The following is an 18,256-nucleotide window of genomic DNA, read 5'->3' as shown; positions in this document are numbered from 1 at the left end:
CTCGATCTCGTCGCGCTGACGACCCAGCTCAGACCGGATCGAGCCAAAAAGCTCAGGATCGCGGTCCGACAAGGACTGGGTGAAAAATCCGTCTGTTCGATGCGGGGCGTTCACAGTTTTGGTCTCCTGAAAATGGTTAGCCGGTCCAGCCAAGGCCAGCGGAAATGGCATTCATGGATTGCAGCAGGGGCACGGGAACTGACCCTGCCTGCGGTTCGTTGCGGGCGTGTTGCAGCAGTTCGACCTGAAGAGCATGAATGCGGGCCAACTCGGCCTGTTTGCGGTCAAACCTCTCGCAAAGGCGGGGAAAGCGATGGCCGATGACCTGACCACCGGTCAGAAACCGGATCGCTTTGCAGGCACTATCGTATTCCGCCTTGATCACCTGCGATACACGTTGGCGGATCTCGATATCAGAGACCAATTCGCCATACTGCGCTGCGATTCCCATATCCGTCTGATAGAGCGATTTTTCCATCTCATCGACGGCGAGGCGGAACAGGCGGGAGTGTCGAAACATGTCGTGCAACACGTCATCACCGCGCTCGCCGCGAAACTTGCGAAAACTGGCCATGGCGGTGCCGAACCCGTACCAACCAGTAATCAGGTGACGGTTCTGCGACCACGCAAAGACCCATGGAATGGCCCGCAGGTCATCCAGGCTGGCCGCGCCGAACCGGCGGGTCGGACGGGACCCCATTTTCAGGCGGGCAAGTTCTTGGACAGGGCTCGCCTGCTGGAAATAGTCCAGAAAACCCGGCATCTGCAAAAGCGAGACATAGGCTGTCTGTGACAACTCTGACAAAGCATCCAATGCGTCATCGAATTCAGGCCGTGAAGGCGCCTCGTCAGGGGTCGCCGTATGGCGCATCGTGCTTGACAGCAACAACTCCAGATGCGCCGCAGCCGTGCCCCGGTTGGCATATTTGGCCGAAACCACCTCGCCCTGTTCGGTCACGCGCAGCCGCCCGGCAACTGTTCCACTGGGTTGCGCGGCGATGGCGCGCCCGGTCGGTGCACCGCCCCGGCTGACCGAGCCGCCGCGACCATGAAAAAACGTGGCCTTGAAACCTTGCGAAGCCAGCGCCGAGACGATCCGGCGTTGGGCGCGCTCCAACTCCCATGTTGAGCAGAAATAGCCCCCGTCCTTGCCGCTGTCCGAATATCCCAGCATCACCTCGATTACCCGACCGTCGGTTTTGAGGCTGCGACGGGCAAGCGGAACAGCCAGAACGTCCAGCAGGATCGATGGGGCATTTCGCAAATCGGCAATCGTCTCGAACAATGGGACTACCGAAAGATCCAGAGTTTCAGATCCAAACCCGGCATAGCGGGCCAACAGGTAGATGCCGAGAATATCGTCGGCCGAACGGGTCATGGACAGGATGAAGGGCCCTATTGCCCTGGGGTCCGGTCCCGATCGAACGCTATAGACCAGAGCCAGAAGAGCAAGCAGTTCCCGCGCCTGATCGCTTAACGCGTCGCGGTTTTGATAGGGCAGGTTCTGATCGGCCAGTTCGGTTCGCAAGCGGGCAGACCATTCGGCTGTGCCGTAAACCGGCACCTTTCCGCTATGCGACCAGATTTCGGCCAGAACGTCGGTTGTGACGGTCGAATTCTGGCGGATGTCCAGCGTTGTGGTCCGGAACCCAAAAACCGAAGCGGCCCGGCGCAGCGGACGGATGTGCTGCCGCGCCAGAATATCCGCGTTGACCGCACATAAAGCGGTATCAAGCGTGTCGAGATCGCCCACGAATTGCGAGATGTGATCATAGCCGCTGTTTGTCAGCCGATAGCGAATGGCATTGAGTGCTTGCCGGAACGGTTCATTCCGATTGCGTCCGGCGACCGGAGCCCGGTCGACTATCGCTTGTACTTGCGTCCTGACAGGTTCAGGTAAAGGCAATATCAGCGCGCTGATGCTCAACCTGCCCGCAGCACGTTCGAGTGCCTGGCGATAAAGCTCCAGAACTGTTTCGTGTCCGCGTTTCAGCGCCAATGCGGTCATCTCGGTCGTGACATTTGGGTTGCCATCCCGGTCGCCGCCGATCCAGCTGTGAAAGCGGATATCGGGTGTATCGCTCAGCGTACGGCCCAGCACTTGCAGGCAGGCCTGATCGAAGCGGCCCATAACCTGCGGGACGGCGTCAAAGATTGCATCGCGGAAGAACTGCAACCCCCATTCGATCTCGTCGTGCAGGCTTGGGCGCGACAGGCGGAGTTCGCCGGTCAGCCATAGGAGATCAATCTCTCCTTCCAGACCATTCAGCAATTCGGCGTGTTCTGTCGGGGTCCAGCGTTGCGTTTCAAGACTGACGAGGTTGCGGTAGATACGCCGGTGAATTTCCAGAACCGTAACCCGCTTGGCTTCGGTCGGATGCGCGGTCAGCGTGGGACCGGTACACAGGTTAGCGGTCAGCTTTTCAACCTGGTTATAGGTCAGGGACAAGTCCGTCAGGGCTTCGGCAAAACCGCCTTCTACCGCTTCTGCGCCGTTTTGGGTTTCGGTCAATCGACGGTCCCGAACCTCGGCGTTTTCATCGATGATGCACAACAATTGGAACCAGATCGAAAGGGCCTGCAAATACGGCGTTGCTTCGGGTCCCGTGGGAATGGCTTGCAGCGGCGTGGCCTCGGCCCATGCCGCCACATGTGGCGCCCGTTTCAGCAATATGTTCCGCCACAACGCCCGCAATTCCGAGCGCAACCCTTCGGCATAGCTCGAGGGGTTGGGAGTGGGCTGCATATTCGGGGCCAGCGCTTGCATCAGATCACGCGGTCCCGGGGTTCGCGGCCTTCAAAGAAATCATTCAGGTTATCGAGAACCCGAAACCCCATCGCCTCGCGCGCTTCACGGGTGGCGCTGCCCAGATGTGGCAGCATCACGAGGTTGTCGCATTGCAGCAGGTCCGGGCTGATACGGGGTTCACCATCGAACACGTCCAGCGCGGCCCCGCCGATCATCTCGAACATCAGGGCCTGTATCAGCGCCCATTCGTCGATCACCTCACCGCGCGCGGTGTTGATCAGAAAGGCGTCGGGCTTCATCAGGCCCAGTCTGCGCGCGTTGATCAGATGGCGGTTTTCAGCCCCGCCGGGGCAATGCAGCGAGACGAAGTCGCATTGCGGCAGCAAGTCGTCAATCGAGGCCACCTGCGTTGCATTGCACCTGGCCAGCACATCCGGCGCTATCTGACTGCGGTTGTAGACGAGGATGTCCATGCCAAAGCCATGATGCGCACGCCGGGCCATCTCTTGCCCGATGCGGCCATAGCCGATGATGCCCAGCGTTTTGCCGCTGACCTTGGTTCCAACCAGATGCGTGGGCCGCCATCCGGTCCAGTTGCCGGACCGAAGCTCGCGCTCACCCTCGCCCGCGCGCCGGGCCACCATCAGCAGCAGGGTCATGGCGATATCAGCGGTGCATTCGGACAAAACATCGGGCGTGTTGGTCACGGTCATGCCCAGCTCACGCGCCGACGGTTCGCAGATGTGGCTGTATCCGACGCCGTAATTGGCCAGGATCTTGGTCTGCGCACCAGGGACGTCCATTGCCTCGGCGCTCAGTGTGTCCGTTACAGTTGGCAGCACCGCGTCATAAGTTTTCAAGGCTTGCCGGATTTCGGCCGGGGACATGGGTTTGTCCCCGGTGTTCAGAACGGCGTTATAGGTCTCGGCCAGCTGCGCCTCGACGGCGGCAGGCCAGCGACGGGTCACAAGAACCGAGGGTTTGACCATCACGCGGCCTCCATCACACGGGCAATTGTTTCACCGATCACCGCGGGGTTTTCGGCAACGGTCACCCCGGCGGCGGACAGGATCTCGACCTTTTCGCTGGCGCTTTCGCCAAAGGCCGAGATGATCGCACCCGCGTGGCCCATGGTGCGGCCTTTCGGGGCGGTCAGCCCCGCGACATAGGCAATCACCGGCTTGGTGATGTGGTCGCGGATGTATTCGGCAGCTTCAGCTTCCTGTGGGCCGCCGATCTCGCCGATCATGGCGATGACATGGGTGTCCTCGTCCTCTTCGAACCGCTGCAGGATGTCCTTGAAGGATGACCCGTTGATCGGGTCGCCACCAATCCCGACACTGGTCGAGACACCGATGCCGCGTTCTTTCAGCTGCGCCGCAGCCTCATAGCCCAGCGTGCCCGAGCGGCCGATGATGCCGACATGGCCGGGCAGATAGATGTGACCCGGCATGATGCCCAGCAACGCCTTTCCGGGCGAGATCGTACCGGCGCAGTTCGGACCGGTCAGCACCATGCGTTTCTCTTTCGGATAGCGGTACATGTACCGCTTCACCCGGATCATGTCCTGCGCCGGGATCCCGTCGGTGATGCAGACGCAGTAGCGGATACCGGCATCTGCGGCTTCCATGATTGAATCAGCCGCAAATGGCGGGGGCACAAAAACAAGGCTGGCATCCGCGCCGGTCGCCTCGACAGCCTGTTTGACGGTGTCAAAGACCGGAACACCTTCGACGGTTTCCCCGCCTTTGCCGGGGACGACACCGCCCACGACATTGGTGCCGTAGTTCAGCATGTCCTTGGTATGGAACCGGGCCATGCGGCCGGTGATGCCCTGCACGATGACGCGCGAGTCACGGTCGAGAAGAATGCTCATTTCACAGCCCTCATCTTGGTGCCTTGAGTAAGGTCGTTTTTCCATGCGCCAACAGCGCGTTCTGCCGCCTCCATCAGCGTTGTGGCGCGAATGATCGGCAGGCCGGACTTGGCCAGAATCTTCTGACCCTCTTCGACGTTTGTTCCAGCCAGCCGCACGACGACGGGCAGATCGAGGTCAAGTTCCCGCAGCGCCTGAACGACGCCTTCGGCCACCCAGTCGCAGCGGTTGATACCGGCGAAGATGTTGACCAGAATGGCCTGAACATTGTCGTCCGACAGGACCAGACGAAATGCCTTGGCCACACGTTCGGGTGAGGCCCCGCCGCCGATGTCGAGGAAGTTTGCAGGCTCGCCACCGGCCAGCTTGATCGTGTCCATCGTGGCCATCGCCAGACCGGCACCGTTGACGATGCAGCCGATATTTCCGTCCAGCCCGACATAGGACAATCCGCGGTCGGCCGCGCGGCTTTCGCGCGGGTCTTCCTGGCTTTTGTCACGCAGTTCAGAGATTTGCGGATGGCGGAACAGGGCGTTGTCGTCAAAGCTCATCTTGGCGTCAAGCGCCAGCACCCGGTCGTCACCCGTGATGACCAACGGGTTGATCTCGACCATTGTCGCGTCCAGCTCGCTAAAGGCGGCGTAGCAGCCTTGCAATGTACGCACCATTTGCTGGATCAGCCTGGGTTCAAGCCCCAGATTGAATGCGATCTCGCGCGCCTGAAACTCCTGAAGCCCAACCGCCGGCTCCACGATGGAGCGGACGATGCTTTCCGGGCGGTCAGCCGAGATATCCTCGATCTCCATCCCGCCCTCGGACGAGGCCACGATCATCACCCTTTGGCTGGACCGGTCGAGGACAAAACCCAGATAGATCTCGCGATCAATCGGCACGGCGGCTTCGACATAGACGCGATAGATGCCTTTGCCTTCGGGGCCGGTCTGGTGCGTGACCAGCTTGCGGCCAAACAGATCATCGCAGGCCTGATAGATTTCGTTTTCGGTGTTGCACAGCTTGACCCCTCCGGCCTTGCCGCGACCGCCTGCATGGACCTGCGCCTTGACGATCCATTTGTCACCGCCCAGCTCACGCGCCCGATAGGCCGCTTGTTCCGGACTGTAGGCCAGTGCGCCGGATGGTATGGCGACACCGAAATTCGAAAGAATTTCCTTTGCCTGGTATTCGTGAATATCCATCTGATCCGCTCCTGTTTATGCAGCGATTGAGGTGCCGTAACGGCTTTCCAGCAGGTCTTCGATTGCGTCTTGGTCGACCGTTCCGCCCAGCTCTCGGATGGCTTCGGCGAACAGGCGCACAATCCGGCTGACGGCGTCGCGGTTCAATTGGTTGAGGATGCCGATGCGCACCTGCACGGGTGCGCTGAGCGTCGGCCAGATGCCAAACCCGCGCGCGCGGCAGTTCTGGACCAGCTCCATCTCGCGGCCAGCCAGTTCCGGGGGCAGGTTCAGCACGATCAGGCTGGGCATGTCGGAGGTGACCTCGCAGCCCATTTCGGTGACGGCGTCCCGCAGAACCTTCTCGTGCGTCTTGTACGACGCGGACCGCTTGGCCAGACCTTCCTGAAGGGTCAGGCGCAGGGATTCATGGAAGGCCGCAACGGCGTAGCCCGAATGGGTGCGGTGATAGGTGCCCTTTTCAACATCCTGCCCATCGACAATGCCCCAATGGCGGGCCTCAAAGATGGGATTGTGCACATAGGTATAGGCACCGGTGGTTTTCAGTGAGGTGATATAGCCGTCGGTAAAGCTGACAGGGGCATAGGTCAGCGGCAAGCAGCACAGACCTTTCTGCGGGCAGGACGCCCATCCGGCGATACCCGGAAAATCGTCTATCGAGAAGTCATCGACGCCCAGAGACGACACCGCATCGATCAGACCCATCGCGCCATGACGTTCGCACGCGTCGGAAAATCCGCGCAGGTCATTGATGCGGCCCGATCCGGTTTCCCAATGCGCCATGAAAGCCCATTTCGGTTTGTGCTGCGCCAGCGTCGCTTCGACCAGATCACCGGTGACCGGCTGGCCGTGCGGAACCTCGATCACGGTGACGCTGGCGGCCTGAGGTGCCATCGGGTTGGCTGCATGTTCTTCGGGCGTCGCCGCCTTGATCCGCAGGGTCAGCGCGTCAATCCCCGAGAATGTCCCGTTGGCAAAAGCAACGACCTTATCGCCAGGCATGACAGCCGAAAACATGGTGTCCAGGGCGCTCCAACCGGTGCCGGCAACAGCAAAGGTATAGACGTTTTGGGTGCCCCAGATTTTCCGCAGCATGTGCTTGCATTCGACCATCCCCCTAAGGACGTCCCCCTGCATGTGATCGGCAACGCCTGCATCGGCAAAGGCCTTGAGGACGCGCGCATCCGTGTTGCCCGGCCCCGGCCCCGCTGCGAGGGTCTGAGGGATTTCGAGCGGAGGGAAAATCTGAAAAGTCATGGTCTGGCATCCTCGGCTGTTGGCCGGGCATAGCGGCCCGTTGTGTCAAGTTACCGAGCAGGAAACGCGAGCTTGCCTTATGACGCAACGTAACTTACTACTGCTTTTGGATGGCCAATAGGACGGGGCAATACCTACCCGTTTTGGTAAAAATACGAAGGTATACAAAGAAATGCCCTATCCTTATGGGTAGGTTTTTCCGGAATCGGGGCAAAATCATATGGTTGAGACACCGAACAAACCCATCGACATCATGCTGGCGGACGGCAACCCGCTGGTTCTGTCGGCCATGTCCGAAATATTCGAGCGAGACCCCCGATTCTCGCTGATGGCCACGTCAGCAACGGCCGAAGGGTTTCTGGGAACGGTGATGCGGGTTCCCGTTCAGGTTGGTGTCGTCGACTGGACACTTCCGGTTTTGGGGGCCGCCAAACTGATTGAGGTTCTGCGCGATCAGCCCAACGCCCCGCGCTTTGTCGTTTATGGCGACACTGGCGGCGATGTCCCGCGATTGGCGATGCAGGCGGGTGCGGCTGGATTTGCCGCCCGCACGGGCGAGGTTGAGGGTCTGCTGGAAACCTGCGCCAAAGTTGCAGCGGGTAAGATGGTGTTCCCGTTCATCGATATCCGTAAAATGCAACAGGACCCGATCCAGAGCCTGTCGCGTAAGGAGCGCGCAATTCTGGAGGCGCTGGCGCAGGGAATGTCAAACCGGGATCTATCGAAGGAACTTCAGATTTCGACAAACACGGTCAAGTTTCACCTGTCCAACATCTACGAAAAGCTGAGTGTCAAAAACCGAACGCAGGCCATTGCGTATTTCTATTCGTCTCAGCAGTCACGAAACTAGACCAAAGGCGATTTGGATGCCGATGTTTCCGGGCAGGTTATTCGTCCAGCTCTGACCAATTCCAGATACCGTCAGCAGCAAGAGACACAGTGCTTGTCCTGAGCGCTTTGCCGCGTGTGGCGGTATGCACAACCCTGCGTTGCTTCCGCGAATCCCCCAAACATGTTACCTTGGGTCACCTTTAATGATTTGACTTCTTTTTCTGACATCTCGTTTTTTTCAGCTCTTTCTCGAGAGGTGACGTTCATGTCCGACTCCAGCAGTGAGCCCCCGCGCATAACGCTGTCCATACCAAATCTTCGGCCAAACCCATCGATATCAGCGGAAATTTCCGGCACTGTCGCAGCTGGCACGCACAGCGTTGAGGATCAGAAGCGGGTTGAGGCGGAAAAGCTCAAGGCATTGCGCCGTGGCGTCGGAATTGAGCTGTCCACAGAAGTGATCAACGATCTGGTCGACCGGCGTGTTCAGTCGACAGGCGCGGTTTTTCGCCAGCTTGCAACCATTCGCGAAGATCTGGCCGGAGGCTTTCTGGGGGCGGTCGTTCCCACCCTTGCCCCGAAACTGCGGGGGGAACTGATCAACCCGGACGGGACCCCTGCCGAACGTGTGATCGTCGAGGTCCTGCGCCCCACCTTTACCGCCAATGAAGGGATCGACAACGCGGATTTCTCGTGGGCTGTCAAAGCCGCCGTCACGGACGCGCGCGGTCTCTTCTCGGTTGATCTGCCCAATCTCCGCCTGCCGCAGAACGGCCTGCGGTTGCGGATCAGGGGTCAAAACACCACCCTGACAGAAGCCGTACCGCGCGTTGACGCGCTGGACGGCGAAATGGGCCTTGTGGTGCTGGATCGCACGCTCCTGCCTTTGCAGCGTTCGATCGTCGGTGAGCTGGCCGATATCTTGCCCGTGGATCCCGAGGATGCTGAAGAAAACATATCCGATTTCACCGGTTCGCAGGCCCCTATCGTGCTGGGCGAGGGCGATTGCGCGTCGGAGTACCGAACCGAAGGTGGCACGGTTTCGCGCCGGCGCTATACGGTTCTGTACCGGCTGATTGATCCGCTCGTCGGGCCCAAGAATATCGTTCGAACACGCCCCATAGGCGGTGGCCGCTTTGTGACGACCATCCCGGGCACAACCTTTGCTCAGGCCAATCTGTCAGCCGAAACGCTGCTGGCCGCGTTCAACAATGACGGGGGTGATTGGGATTTTCGGGACCGAATTCCGATTGATGAACCCATTGATATCGAGGACTTCTTTGAAGATCTTGAAGAACGGCCGCAGGATGTGCCCAAAGCGTCGAGCCTTGCGCTTGGCTATATTGCCAAGATGCGGTCGACGGCCGTCCATGCTGGCATGTCTTTGGGCCGGCTGGTCTATTCCCTGCCGCTTGCCCCGGGAGAAGAGCAGCGGATAGTCGTGTCGGAACAGCGCGAGACACTGAGCGTACGTGAACGAGAGAGCCTGACATTTGAAGAGCAACAGGAATTTGAGGAAGCCCGCAACACGTCCTTTGACAGTACGTTTGAAAGCGCGCTGGATGAGGTGATTCAGGGCACGTCTTCTTTTTCGACCCGCGCATTTTCAAAAAGCTTCGGGGGCGCAGGTGGCGTTGGTGGCGGCCTGTTCGGAGGCATCGGGGCCATCGTTGGCGGCGTGGGCTTCAGCGGCGCACGGTCCAGTTCGAATTCTTCCGGCAATTCGTCCAACACGCAGAACACATCGCGCGATTTTCTGTCCGACACCCATGAGACATTCTCTGCCGCGCTTGAACGGGCGGCTTCGGTCAAGCGTAACTCGGCACGGACCAGTGTGCGCACTGCAACTGCGACGGATCGACGGACGGCAACAACGAAATTCGTGGCCAACCGCAATCATTGCCACGCAATGACCATGCAATGGTTCGAAGTCCTGCGGGACTTTTCCCTGGAAACGCGTATCGAGGGCGTGCAGCTGGTGGTCTTTGTGCCCATGCAACTCATCCGCTTCCGCCGTCTGGGGCAAGGCGATCAGTTGCCGGGCAATGTCACCCGGTCCGGATTGCTGAGCCGGTACAAGGTCATCCTGCGCCATGCCGAAGTGTTCCGGCGCGTATTCCGAAACCGCCGCAGATTCCGCAGCGCACTGAAGCTGCTGGAAGAGTTTTATGCGGACAAGGATGCAACACCGCAGAACGCGCCCGGCGTCGCACAGGACATCGTCAGTTTCGAGGCGCAGGGCACGTTCATGCCCAATGATGACATTTCTGTCGTGATCTTCACGCAGGATGGCGACCGGGTCGGACCTGTTCCGCTGACCGGATCGCCGATAGACATCGACAACCTGCATGACCTGCCAGCGGAAACACGCGAGAACCTGCTTGTCCGGCTGGCTGATGCGCGACGTGATCCGACCAAGCGCCGGACCTATACCGGGTCTGTGGCTTTGCCCCGTTCGGTCGAGCGGTCGGATATCGCACGTGTTGAGCTGCGCAGGCGGACGGGTTCGTTTGCCTACTCGTTCTACACCGGTCCTGATCCCATCAACATTTTCAACATCTGGGAGCATCTGGCCAATCTGGAAGATGCCGACGATCTGGATCGGGCCACCCGCAATATCAACCGCAGCCTTCGCACCACGATCTCGGGCTCGGACTTTGACGATCTGGTAGGACCGCCCATGGTCAGCGAGTTTGAGGCGCGTATGAACGAAAACGCCCAGACCGTTGTTGATGACAATACGTTCCAGGCGCTGCCTGCCACCCTGCCCTATTCGGTGCAGGAAGTGCCGGACGTTCTGTCACGCCGGGATCTGCGCCGCATCGAAGAAATGTACCAGCATATTGTGGCCAACACCGTTCGCTATTCCCGCGTGATTTGGGCCAGCATGACGGACGAAGAACGTGCGATTCTGCTGGAGCGTTTCACCATAGGGGTACCGGAAGGCGGGCTGGACGATGCCTCAAGCGAGATATCGCTGCTCAGCACCGTCCAGAACAAGGTGTTGGGGTTCTATGGCAATGCCATGATCATGCCGTTCTCGATCCCGCCCGATCTGGCCGACCGGATGGAGATGCGGACCGGTGACATTCAGGACAGTCTTCTGGCCTTCCATCGCGAAGACTTCCGACCACCGCGCCGCACGATCTCGCTGCCGACCAGGGGCCTGTTGGGCGAGGCTGTACTGGGCCGCTGCAATTCCTGCGAGATGATCGACCATCGCCGCTTCTGGAACTGGCAGGACAGCCCGACACCGCCACCGGTTGGCGACGCGCCGGTCCTGCCTGCTGACAGTGACGCCATCTTTGGTACACGTGCGCCGTCAGACCTGCCGAACAACCAGCCTTCGAACACGCTGACCATTGCAGGGGGCGACATTGGCACCGGCCAGGCTGTGCCCACGTCGCAACTGGCCGAAATCCTCAAGGCTGCGCCCGATCTTGCGCGGGCGGGAACCGATCTGACGGGTCTGAAGGAGTTGCAGGCGCAACTGGCGCTTGAAACGCAATCGGTCGCTGCGGGGCGTGACAAGGCCATCGACACGGCGACGGATCTGACCAAGGAGCTGGTTGGAAAGGCCACGGAACTTGCGGGTAAAGGTCAGGAAATCGCTGCCGCCCGCAAAGAGGAAGAGGCCAAGAAGGCCGCCGCTGACAAGAAGGCATTCGACGCCAGCAATGCCGCCAAGATCAAGGGGTTTGAGGATATCGCCAAGAACGCTTCGGGTGTTTCCGCGCTGATCGGTGGGCAACCGGATGGCAACCGGGTCGGTTTCGTTCAAAACCTGTTCAAGGATTTCCCCGGCGGGGCTACGGCTTTGGCCAACCCGTCCAACACGCTGCTTCTGGCCAAGCTTTTCGGGGCCTTCACCAAGGCAAATGCGGATGCTGATGACGGCAGCGCGACCAAGGCCGGCAGCCAGTCGGTGCTGGATTTCCTCAATGGCCTGAACGCCCCTGCGGAGGACGACAATGAGTGACACGAGCACAAATGTGACGGACAAACCGGGAATTGATGAAAGCCTTGCCGAGGCGATCATCAACATTCTTGAAACGACCAACTCTCCGGCGATCCAGCGTGCCCGTGAGGTGATTGCCCATAGGCTGGCCATTGCGGGCGATATTGCCCCTTCGCGCATCCCTGCGCCGCGCAACATCACCGAGATCGGCGGCTATATCAATCTGCTGAGCGAGTATGGTGAGGCCGAACAGCGCGCACGCATGATCGCGGCCGCTTTGGGTATCGCGGGACCGCAGATTTCGCTGCCGCAGCCCGGAGCCGTTCCGCCGATGTCTTTCATCACCCGCGACGGTGCAAGGCCCGTAGGTCCGCAGCAGGCCAGTTTCCCGCTGAGCTTCACGATCCGCAGTGATTTCGTTCCGGCCTTCGACAATGCGTTGCAGGAAATCGCGATACGTGGCAGCGCGGTGCCGATCCTGACACCTGTCAGGGTCCTTCCGGCCGCCGGATCGGGGCCTGTGACCGACGGTATTGCACAGCTGGCTTTGATCGGTCGGACCCTCAGCCTCGCACCAACCGCGGCACTGCATGCCGTGGCCACCGACCCCCTGTCGCTCAGCCGTCCGACTGCGGGTGGCGGGTTCGAGGTTCTGGCACGGGTTATCGACGCCGCCGCCCCGATTGCCGGGACCATCGCGGCGGCAGACTGGACAAGCTGGGAATGCGATGCTGCTGCCTGTTCCGAGGTTGACAGCAACGATGCGCGCTTTGCCCTTACACCGATCCTGAATGCGGCCGGTTGGCACCAGGCGGCTGATCCCGACAATCCCACCGGCCTGTCCGATCCCGGCAGCTGGGCCGCGTGGCAGAACATCACCGGGCTTGTACCCGGCGTCACGCGGTTCGCGGATGAGCTGCAATTGCTGTACCCTGCCGAGATGCTCATCACCTCGCCGGTTTTCAATCAACTGGACAATGTCTGGACGGGAAGCGCCTTCGCCGCGCCATAGCAGCCCCCTGTGGCCGCAGCAAAGTGATTTGGCGGCACTAGGCTTTTGCGGCTACGCTTGAACAGGAGGGGCGCCATGCAAAACCCGGAACGTTTCGAAAAATTCTACTTTGCCAAAGTTGGCATGGGCGAAGCCTGCGGTTGCGCCGAGCGCATCATCGACGTTTTCGAGTTCAACCGAAAAGGTGGCGCGCAATCAAAACACCCGGTGAAACAGGACCGGCGCAGACGTCTGTCGTTTCGGGCATGGGCGGTCAGATATGGGCTTATGAGCCGGAAGCGGCAGGGCTGAACCCGGATTGGTCCTGTCAGACAGCAACCAGTTTTCCGTCTCGCAAATCCAGCGCATCCGGTGCCAGTTCAGCACGGAAGGCCGGGGAATGGCTGACAAGAAGGATCGCTTGCGGCAATCCCCGGAGGATTTCCAGCAGCCGGGCCTCGTTCCGTGGGTCCAGCGCGTTGGTGGGTTCATCAAGCAGCAGAACCTCGGGCTCCATCGCCAGAACGGTCGCCAGCGTAACCAGCCGTTTTTCACCCCCTGACAATTTGTGGGTGATGCGGTTCTTCAGATGCATCAGGTCCAGATCACCCAACACGTTTTCTACGATGGCTAGCGCTTCGTCGCGTGTTCTGCCCAGGTTGAGCGGGCCAAAGGCGATATCCTCGGCGACGGTCGGGCAGAACAGTTGATCATCCGCATCCTGAAACACAAGGCCCACCCGGCGGCGTACGTCATGAAAATCGGCCTCTTGCACCCTTTGCTGACCAAAGATCGTGACCGTGCCGGACCGTGGGCGCTGCAATCCAAGCGTGATACGCAGCAAGGTCGATTTTCCCGCCCCGTTCGGGCCCGTCAGCGACAGGCGTTGACCGGCGGACAGGCTGAGGCTGGCACCGTCAAGAACGGGTGGCTGACCGGGGTAGGCAAAGCAGATATCTTCAAGCGCAATCAGTGTCATGCCAAATCCAGTATGATCAGACCCGCGCAAAGGGCACCAAGACCTGCGGCAAAAACGATGTCCCTTCGGGTCAGGGCAAAGTCCTGAAGCAGCAGCATACGGCCTGAAAACCCCCGGCATTTCATCGCATCAAGTATGCGTTCGGATCTTTCGATCGCGCGCACCAGCATCATGCCCACGAGATAGCCAAAGCTGCGATAGGTGTGCCAGTTTGTTGCCGGGCGAAATCCGCGTACCTTCATGGCCGCGCGCAGGCGCAGGTATTCTTCCCGCAGAACCTCGATATAGCGGATGGTGAACATCAGAAGGTGAACCAGCTTTTCGGGGCAGCGCAGGCGGTGCAGGGCGTGGCCAAGAGTGACCGGCTCCATCGTGCCGACCAGCACCATAAGGGACAGGATGACCGCGTTGGCCGTCAGAGCGATCTCGACCGCTTTCCAGAAACCCTGCCAGCTTGCGGGAAACCCCCAGAGCGTGAACATCGGGTCGCCGGGCATGGAGAATGGCAACAGCACCAGCATGAAAAGGATGAACCCATCCATCATGGCCATGCGTTTCAACGTTTTCCGCCAGGGCAGACGCGACGCGGCAAGAAGCGAAAGGGACACCACCAAAGCCGCGCACAGCGCCGTCAGCGAGGACACCGCGACAGTCACCACCGCGAAGACAACCGCCATGACGATCCGCATCCTTGGATCAAGCGGGTTGATCGCGCCGCGCCGCTGCGCGCCCGCTTTGACCAGCGTGCTTTCCTGTTGCCCCAGAACGTGCGCCATCAGGCCGCCAGCTTGCGGCGTGCCGCAAAGTAAAAGCCCAGACCAAACAGACCGACGATATATCCGATCCCACCCAGAACAGTTTGCAGGTCATTTTGTTCGCGGTAGGCGGCGATTTCCCGACGCAGCGGGCGCAGCTCATCCCGCACGGCCCTGGCAATGACCTGTTGTTGTTCATCGCTGAGCACCGCCGCTGTCTGGGCAGGTGCGTTTGTCGGCGCGGTGTCGGGTTCCGCTTCAACGCCCATGATCCGGGCGACATCCGCAGCGGGCATGGTGACCTCGGCCACATGCCCGGCACCAAGGTTTGCAGAGAAAGTATGGGCCACCGGCGCGTTTGGTGTGTAGATAAAGAACCCGTCTGCATCTGTTACGATACGGCCCAGCTCGGCTCCGTCCGGGCCGTTGACGATGACCTCGGTATCGCTTGCCATGTCGCCGTTGGAAAAGCCGATTTCGCCTTCGATGGCGTCACCGGATTCAAACACTCCGGCTATGACCTTATGCGCCAAGGCAGGTACGGGTGCGCAGCACAGCGCCAGAATGATCGCCAGGTACCTCACGCGGCCGCTCCTTTGACAAACAGCTCGGGCTTGACCTTGCGCGCCAGCAAAACCGCGAACCCGGTCAGGATCGCCTCGATCGCCATGACAGGAATATGTGCAAAGAAAACAAGCTTGGCCGCTGGCAGGAATGCATCCCCGGACAGGGCCAGTGAAAACGCAACCATGCCGGTTGTGGCGGCTATGGCAAAGGCACCGCCGACCCCGCCCCATATCGCACCTTGCAGAGGTGAGCCATGGGCGATCAGGCGGCCAAAGATCAGCCCGGCCAAAACCGCGGGCAACGCGATGTTCAGGGTGTTGATCCCCAATACCGTCAACCCGCCAAAACCAAAGAAGACGGCTTGCAGCAAAAGCCCGACGAACAGGGCCGGGAATGCGGCCCAGCCCAACAAAAGCCCGGCCATTCCGTTGAGGATCAGATGCACTGACGAAGGGCCAATCGGCACATGGATCAGCGATGCCACGAAAAAGCTGGCAGACAGCACCCCCGCTGTTGGAATGCGATCAAGATCCAGCGACCTGAGGCCCATGGCAATTCCACCCGCAGCAGCGACGGCTCCGCCGATCACGACAGGGTTGGACAAGGCTCCGTCAACGATGTGCATCTACGGTTACTCCAAATCCCAGGCGCGGATCCAGATCACCGCGTCCTGGCTGAGTTCTTTGCCGTTGTGTTCGGTCACGGGACCGGCGCCGAGTGCGGCAAATCCCCAATATCCGGCTTTTGGAACGCCAAACGTGAAATACCCGTTATCATCCGAAGTTGCGACCAATGCACCACCCGGCATCGGCGAGACCGACGGGGCGGAAGCGGCCGCGCTTTCCATGTTCGGTTCTGCGGCCATGTACTCGATCTCGATCTCGGCACCCGCAACCGGTTGGCCTTCGGCCATAACCCGACCTGTAAACGTCGAACCCGCGATGATGTTGGTTGGTTTGTTGAGCGGGATGATCTCAACCGGCAGGCCCACCGGGTTCATCCAGTCGGTCGGCAGTTCATTGCGGTTCAGGAATGCCTTGGCGATCTGCTGGATATAGATATCCTCGGATTCCTCATAATAGGGCTGGGGAACAGTCACCAACACATAGTCGCCCGACCGTTTGACGGGAACATAACCCTTGAATGCCGCGCCTTCGTTTTCGCCGCCGGTGAAACGTACGGGTTCCAGGGTATCCAGCAGATCGGTTTTCTGACCGTTGTGGATCACGTAGAATTCCTGCGGCTTGTCCAGATCCATGACATGCCCGTTCGAGAACGGATGCCAAAAGATCAGCTTGACCGGAACATTCCCCGGTGCGTCGATCATGGTGTCAGCGGTGTATTCCAGCAGGAAATGCGCATTTGCCATCGCTGGAAGCGCCATCGCCACAGCGGCTGCGGAAAGCAGCTTGGTCATCAATAGTCGTCCTTGTCCCATCGCACCAACCCCGGTACGAGATGCGTTTTGACTGCGGGGACGTCCAAGCTAAGCTGCTTTTTCAAGCATCCTGCTCCGACGCACATCCCGTCGCCGATTAGGAGTGCCCTTGTCAAAGGCACATGTCCGGCAGGTATCCTGACTTGCGGGTCAAAGCGTTGGGCTGGCCTTCCCGGATTAACACCAGTGGCACTTCAGCCCTGCTCGCCGCTTACAGTTGCGGGTGCAGTTGCGGAATTGGGCCAAAGCCCGCACCGCATTCCCTATTGATTCCAGAGCACGCCCCGGAACCGGACATGCCGAGCGGCTTGCCAGACTTCTTCGGCATCCGTCAACGATCAATTGCGCTGGCTGTCAAAAAGTTTAGCGGGCGATGCCCTTTTTCCGACGGATCCGCTTTGGATGCAGGTCAGGGTTTTTAGGGAATGAACCTACCCTTCGAGCAGGTATCTTTCCGACAATGGCAAACTGGCCGCCCCCAATGAGCGGGCATCCGGGCCTGCCGTCCCCACCTGCACCAAGGGCCGTTCAAGCCCGGTCAGGTTCATGTCTGATAGCTTGACCTCGACCAATTCCACCAGCCGCGCCTTGATGCCTGTGGGCATCCAGCCATCAATCTTGACAGATTCGAAGTCGATCAGGCTGCAAGACGAGACGATGGCATGTGCGATCCCGTGCGCCGCCTGTTTCAACCAGTTCTCAAGGTGGGTTTCCGGTATGTCCCAATGCTGTGTCGTTTCCCAGATTGAGCCGGCTGTTTCGGCATTCCCACCAACTGCGCGCTCCAGCACATAAAGACTGGCGACATCTATCAACGGTTTCACTCCGCCTGCGTCGTCCGGCACAGGCAATGGACCAAGCGCACCGGCATTTCCCCGCCCCGAAAAGATGGAGCCGTTCAGAACCACCCCGCCCCCAATGAAGAAGCCCACATAAAAATACAGGAAATCTCGTGGGCCTTCCGCCGGGCCAAAGACCAGCTCGGCACCGCAGGCGGCCGTTGCGTCGTTCTGTAGGAATACCGGCAAGTCATAGCTTGAGGCCAGTGCGCCTTTCAGGTCCGCGTCACGCCACGGATCCATTTTCTCCTGCGGAACCTGCAATGTCTGCGCCCAGTCCCAAAGGTAGAACGGCATCGCAATCCCAAGACCCGCGATCCGGCTGCGCGCCTCGGGCGACAGCGACGTCATCACTTTGTCGAGGCTTTCCTTGGAAAAGCTCAGTGTCGCCTCGGGCGTCGGAAAATCATAAGTCCGCCGCTCACGGTGCCTGACATTGCCAAGGAAATCCGTCAGCACCAGCTCGGTACTGCGCCGCCCGACTTTGAGCCCAAAGAAATACGCGCCATCCGGATTCAGGCGCATGGGAACCGAGGGCTGCCCGACTTTTCCCCGGATCGGTTCGCCCCGCAGAAGCAGCCCATCGGTTTCCAACTGGCGCATGATGACCGAAACCGTCTGTGCCGACAGCCCGGTCATCCGCGCGATCTCAGATTTTGCAAGGGCCTGATGGCGCCGGACCAGTGACAGGACAAGCCGTTCATTTCGGGCCCGCATTCCGCTTTGGTTGGTGCCGCGCATGTCTGGCTCGCGTACGCCAGCGGTATTGTCCAAAGAGTTGTTTGCAGACACGGCCATCCCCTTCGTGACGACAATGTTG

The 18,256-nt window shown here is 59.9% G+C and carries 15 protein-coding genes and 1 riboswitch; of the genes, 4 read left to right on the top strand and 11 right to left on the bottom strand.

Annotated elements, in window-relative coordinates; genetic code table 11:
• Positions 1–136: 136 nt before the first annotated feature.
• The 5 genes from ACR0EK_RS19400 to ACR0EK_RS19380 are packed head-to-tail and all read right to left on the bottom strand — an operon-like array spanning position 137 to position 7,078.
• Positions 137–2,767, bottom strand: a complete 2,631-nt coding sequence (locus ACR0EK_RS19400) for a phosphoenolpyruvate carboxylase (protein ID WP_480968052.1) — start codon at positions 2,765–2,767, stop codon at positions 137–139.
• A complete protein-coding gene (locus ACR0EK_RS19395; protein ID WP_480489218.1) occupies positions 2,767–3,738 on the bottom strand; it encodes a 2-hydroxyacid dehydrogenase in 972 nt (323 codons plus the stop codon). The genes ACR0EK_RS19400 and ACR0EK_RS19395 overlap by 1 nt, the downstream gene beginning before the upstream one ends.
• Positions 3,738–4,625 carry a succinate--CoA ligase subunit alpha gene (sucD, locus tag ACR0EK_RS19390; RefSeq protein WP_209508187.1) on the bottom strand — a complete coding sequence of 296 codons (888 nt, stop codon included), beginning with the start codon at positions 4,623–4,625 and terminating at the stop codon, positions 3,738–3,740. Before sucD ends, ACR0EK_RS19395 begins: the two co-directional genes overlap by 1 nt.
• Positions 4,622–5,821 carry a malate--CoA ligase subunit beta gene (locus ACR0EK_RS19385; RefSeq protein ID WP_267365650.1) on the bottom strand — a complete coding sequence of 400 codons (1,200 nt, stop codon included), beginning with the start codon at positions 5,819–5,821 and terminating at the stop codon, positions 4,622–4,624. Before ACR0EK_RS19385 ends, sucD begins: the two co-directional genes overlap by 4 nt.
• A 15-nt stretch (positions 5,822–5,836) precedes the next feature.
• Complete coding sequence (locus ACR0EK_RS19380; RefSeq protein ID WP_480901070.1) at positions 5,837–7,078, bottom strand: pyridoxal-phosphate-dependent aminotransferase family protein; 1,242 nt, start codon at positions 7,076–7,078, stop codon at positions 5,837–5,839.
• A gap of 220 nt (positions 7,079–7,298) precedes the next feature.
• Between ACR0EK_RS19380 and ACR0EK_RS19375 the strand changes: the two genes are divergently transcribed.
• The 4 genes from ACR0EK_RS19375 to ACR0EK_RS19360 all read left to right on the top strand — a co-directional run bounded on the left by ACR0EK_RS19375 (position 7,299) and on the right by ACR0EK_RS19360 (position 13,170).
• Positions 7,299–7,928: a response regulator transcription factor gene (locus ACR0EK_RS19375; RefSeq protein WP_267365646.1), complete on the top strand. Its 630-nt coding sequence runs from the start codon at positions 7,299–7,301 to the stop codon at positions 7,926–7,928.
• Between the two features lie 246 nt (positions 7,929–8,174).
• The gene (locus tag ACR0EK_RS19370; protein ID WP_480968051.1) at positions 8,175–11,888 is read left to right on the top strand and encodes a hypothetical protein; all 3,714 of its coding nucleotides are present in this window, start codon (positions 8,175–8,177) and stop codon (positions 11,886–11,888) included.
• Positions 11,881–12,879, top strand: a complete 999-nt coding sequence (locus ACR0EK_RS19365) for a hypothetical protein (RefSeq protein WP_480901068.1) — start codon at positions 11,881–11,883, stop codon at positions 12,877–12,879. The genes ACR0EK_RS19370 and ACR0EK_RS19365 overlap by 8 nt, the downstream gene beginning before the upstream one ends.
• A gap of 75 nt (positions 12,880–12,954) precedes the next feature.
• Complete coding sequence (locus ACR0EK_RS19360; RefSeq protein ID WP_480484874.1) at positions 12,955–13,170, top strand: hypothetical protein; 216 nt, start codon at positions 12,955–12,957, stop codon at positions 13,168–13,170.
• Between the two features lie 16 nt (positions 13,171–13,186).
• Here the strand turns inward: ACR0EK_RS19360 and ACR0EK_RS19355 are convergent, their stop codons facing one another.
• From ACR0EK_RS19355 to ACR0EK_RS19330, 6 genes are all read right to left on the bottom strand, one after another.
• Positions 13,187–13,837: an energy-coupling factor ABC transporter ATP-binding protein gene (locus ACR0EK_RS19355; protein WP_480901067.1), complete on the bottom strand. Its 651-nt coding sequence runs from the start codon at positions 13,835–13,837 to the stop codon at positions 13,187–13,189.
• Positions 13,834–14,613 (bottom strand): cobalt ECF transporter T component CbiQ, encoded by a 780-nt coding sequence (cbiQ, locus tag ACR0EK_RS19350; RefSeq protein ID WP_480560720.1) that lies wholly within the window; start codon positions 14,611–14,613, stop codon positions 13,834–13,836. The genes ACR0EK_RS19355 and cbiQ overlap by 4 nt, the downstream gene beginning before the upstream one ends.
• A complete protein-coding gene (locus ACR0EK_RS19345) occupies positions 14,613–15,176 on the bottom strand; it encodes a cobalt ABC transporter permease (protein WP_480901066.1) in 564 nt (187 codons plus the stop codon). The genes cbiQ and ACR0EK_RS19345 overlap by 1 nt, the downstream gene beginning before the upstream one ends.
• Positions 15,173–15,784: a cobalt transporter CbiM gene (gene cbiM, locus ACR0EK_RS19340; RefSeq protein ID WP_480484878.1), complete on the bottom strand. Its 612-nt coding sequence runs from the start codon at positions 15,782–15,784 to the stop codon at positions 15,173–15,175. The genes ACR0EK_RS19345 and cbiM overlap by 4 nt, the downstream gene beginning before the upstream one ends.
• A gap of 6 nt (positions 15,785–15,790) precedes the next feature.
• On the bottom strand, positions 15,791–16,576 hold the full coding sequence (locus ACR0EK_RS19335) for a DUF4198 domain-containing protein (protein ID WP_480508814.1): 786 nt from the start codon (positions 16,574–16,576) through the stop codon (positions 15,791–15,793).
• A 132-nt stretch (positions 16,577–16,708) separates the two neighbouring features.
• Positions 16,709–16,907: riboswitch (cobalamin riboswitch) on the bottom strand.
• 121 nt (positions 16,908–17,028) lie between these two features.
• A complete protein-coding gene (locus ACR0EK_RS19330; RefSeq protein WP_480901065.1) occupies positions 17,029–18,234 on the bottom strand; it encodes an ROK family transcriptional regulator in 1,206 nt (401 codons plus the stop codon).
• Between the last annotated feature and the right edge of the window lie 22 nt (positions 18,235–18,256).

It is taken from the genome of Ruegeria sp. AE4, assembly GCF_056542185.1.
The sequence above is the reverse complement of the archived record's forward strand: the minus strand, read 5'-3'. Positions and strand labels throughout refer to the sequence as shown.

Excerpts from the sequence above, each read along its gene's own strand:
- ACR0EK_RS19380 (WP_480901070.1), bottom strand. The coding sequence starts at position 7,078 with ATGACTTTTCAGATTTTCCCTCCGCTCGAAATCCCTCAGACCCTCGCA.
- ACR0EK_RS19375 (WP_267365646.1), top strand. The coding sequence starts at position 7,299 with ATGGTTGAGACACCGAACAAACCCATCGACATCATGCTGGCGGACGGC.
- cbiQ (WP_480560720.1), bottom strand. The coding sequence starts at position 14,613 with ATGGCGCACGTTCTGGGGCAACAGGAAAGCACGCTGGTCAAAGCGGGC.
- ACR0EK_RS19400 (WP_480968052.1), bottom strand. The coding sequence starts at position 2,767 with ATGCAAGCGCTGGCCCCGAATATGCAGCCCACTCCCAACCCCTCGAGC.
- sucD (WP_209508187.1), bottom strand. The coding sequence starts at position 4,625 with ATGAGCATTCTTCTCGACCGTGACTCGCGCGTCATCGTGCAGGGCATC.
- ACR0EK_RS19370 (WP_480968051.1), top strand. The coding sequence starts at position 8,175 with ATGTCCGACTCCAGCAGTGAGCCCCCGCGCATAACGCTGTCCATACCA.
- ACR0EK_RS19365 (WP_480901068.1), top strand. The coding sequence starts at position 11,881 with ATGAGTGACACGAGCACAAATGTGACGGACAAACCGGGAATTGATGAA.
- ACR0EK_RS19330 (WP_480901065.1), bottom strand. The coding sequence starts at position 18,234 with ATGGCCGTGTCTGCAAACAACTCTTTGGACAATACCGCTGGCGTACGC.
- cbiM (WP_480484878.1), bottom strand. The coding sequence starts at position 15,784 with ATGCACATCGTTGACGGAGCCTTGTCCAACCCTGTCGTGATCGGCGGA.
- ACR0EK_RS19335 (WP_480508814.1), bottom strand. The coding sequence starts at position 16,576 with ATGACCAAGCTGCTTTCCGCAGCCGCTGTGGCGATGGCGCTTCCAGCG.
- ACR0EK_RS19385 (WP_267365650.1), bottom strand. The coding sequence starts at position 5,821 with ATGGATATTCACGAATACCAGGCAAAGGAAATTCTTTCGAATTTCGGT.
- ACR0EK_RS19395 (WP_480489218.1), bottom strand. The coding sequence starts at position 3,738 with ATGGTCAAACCCTCGGTTCTTGTGACCCGTCGCTGGCCTGCCGCCGTC.
- ACR0EK_RS19355 (WP_480901067.1), bottom strand. The coding sequence starts at position 13,837 with ATGACACTGATTGCGCTTGAAGATATCTGCTTTGCCTACCCCGGTCAG.
- ACR0EK_RS19360 (WP_480484874.1), top strand. The coding sequence starts at position 12,955 with ATGCAAAACCCGGAACGTTTCGAAAAATTCTACTTTGCCAAAGTTGGC.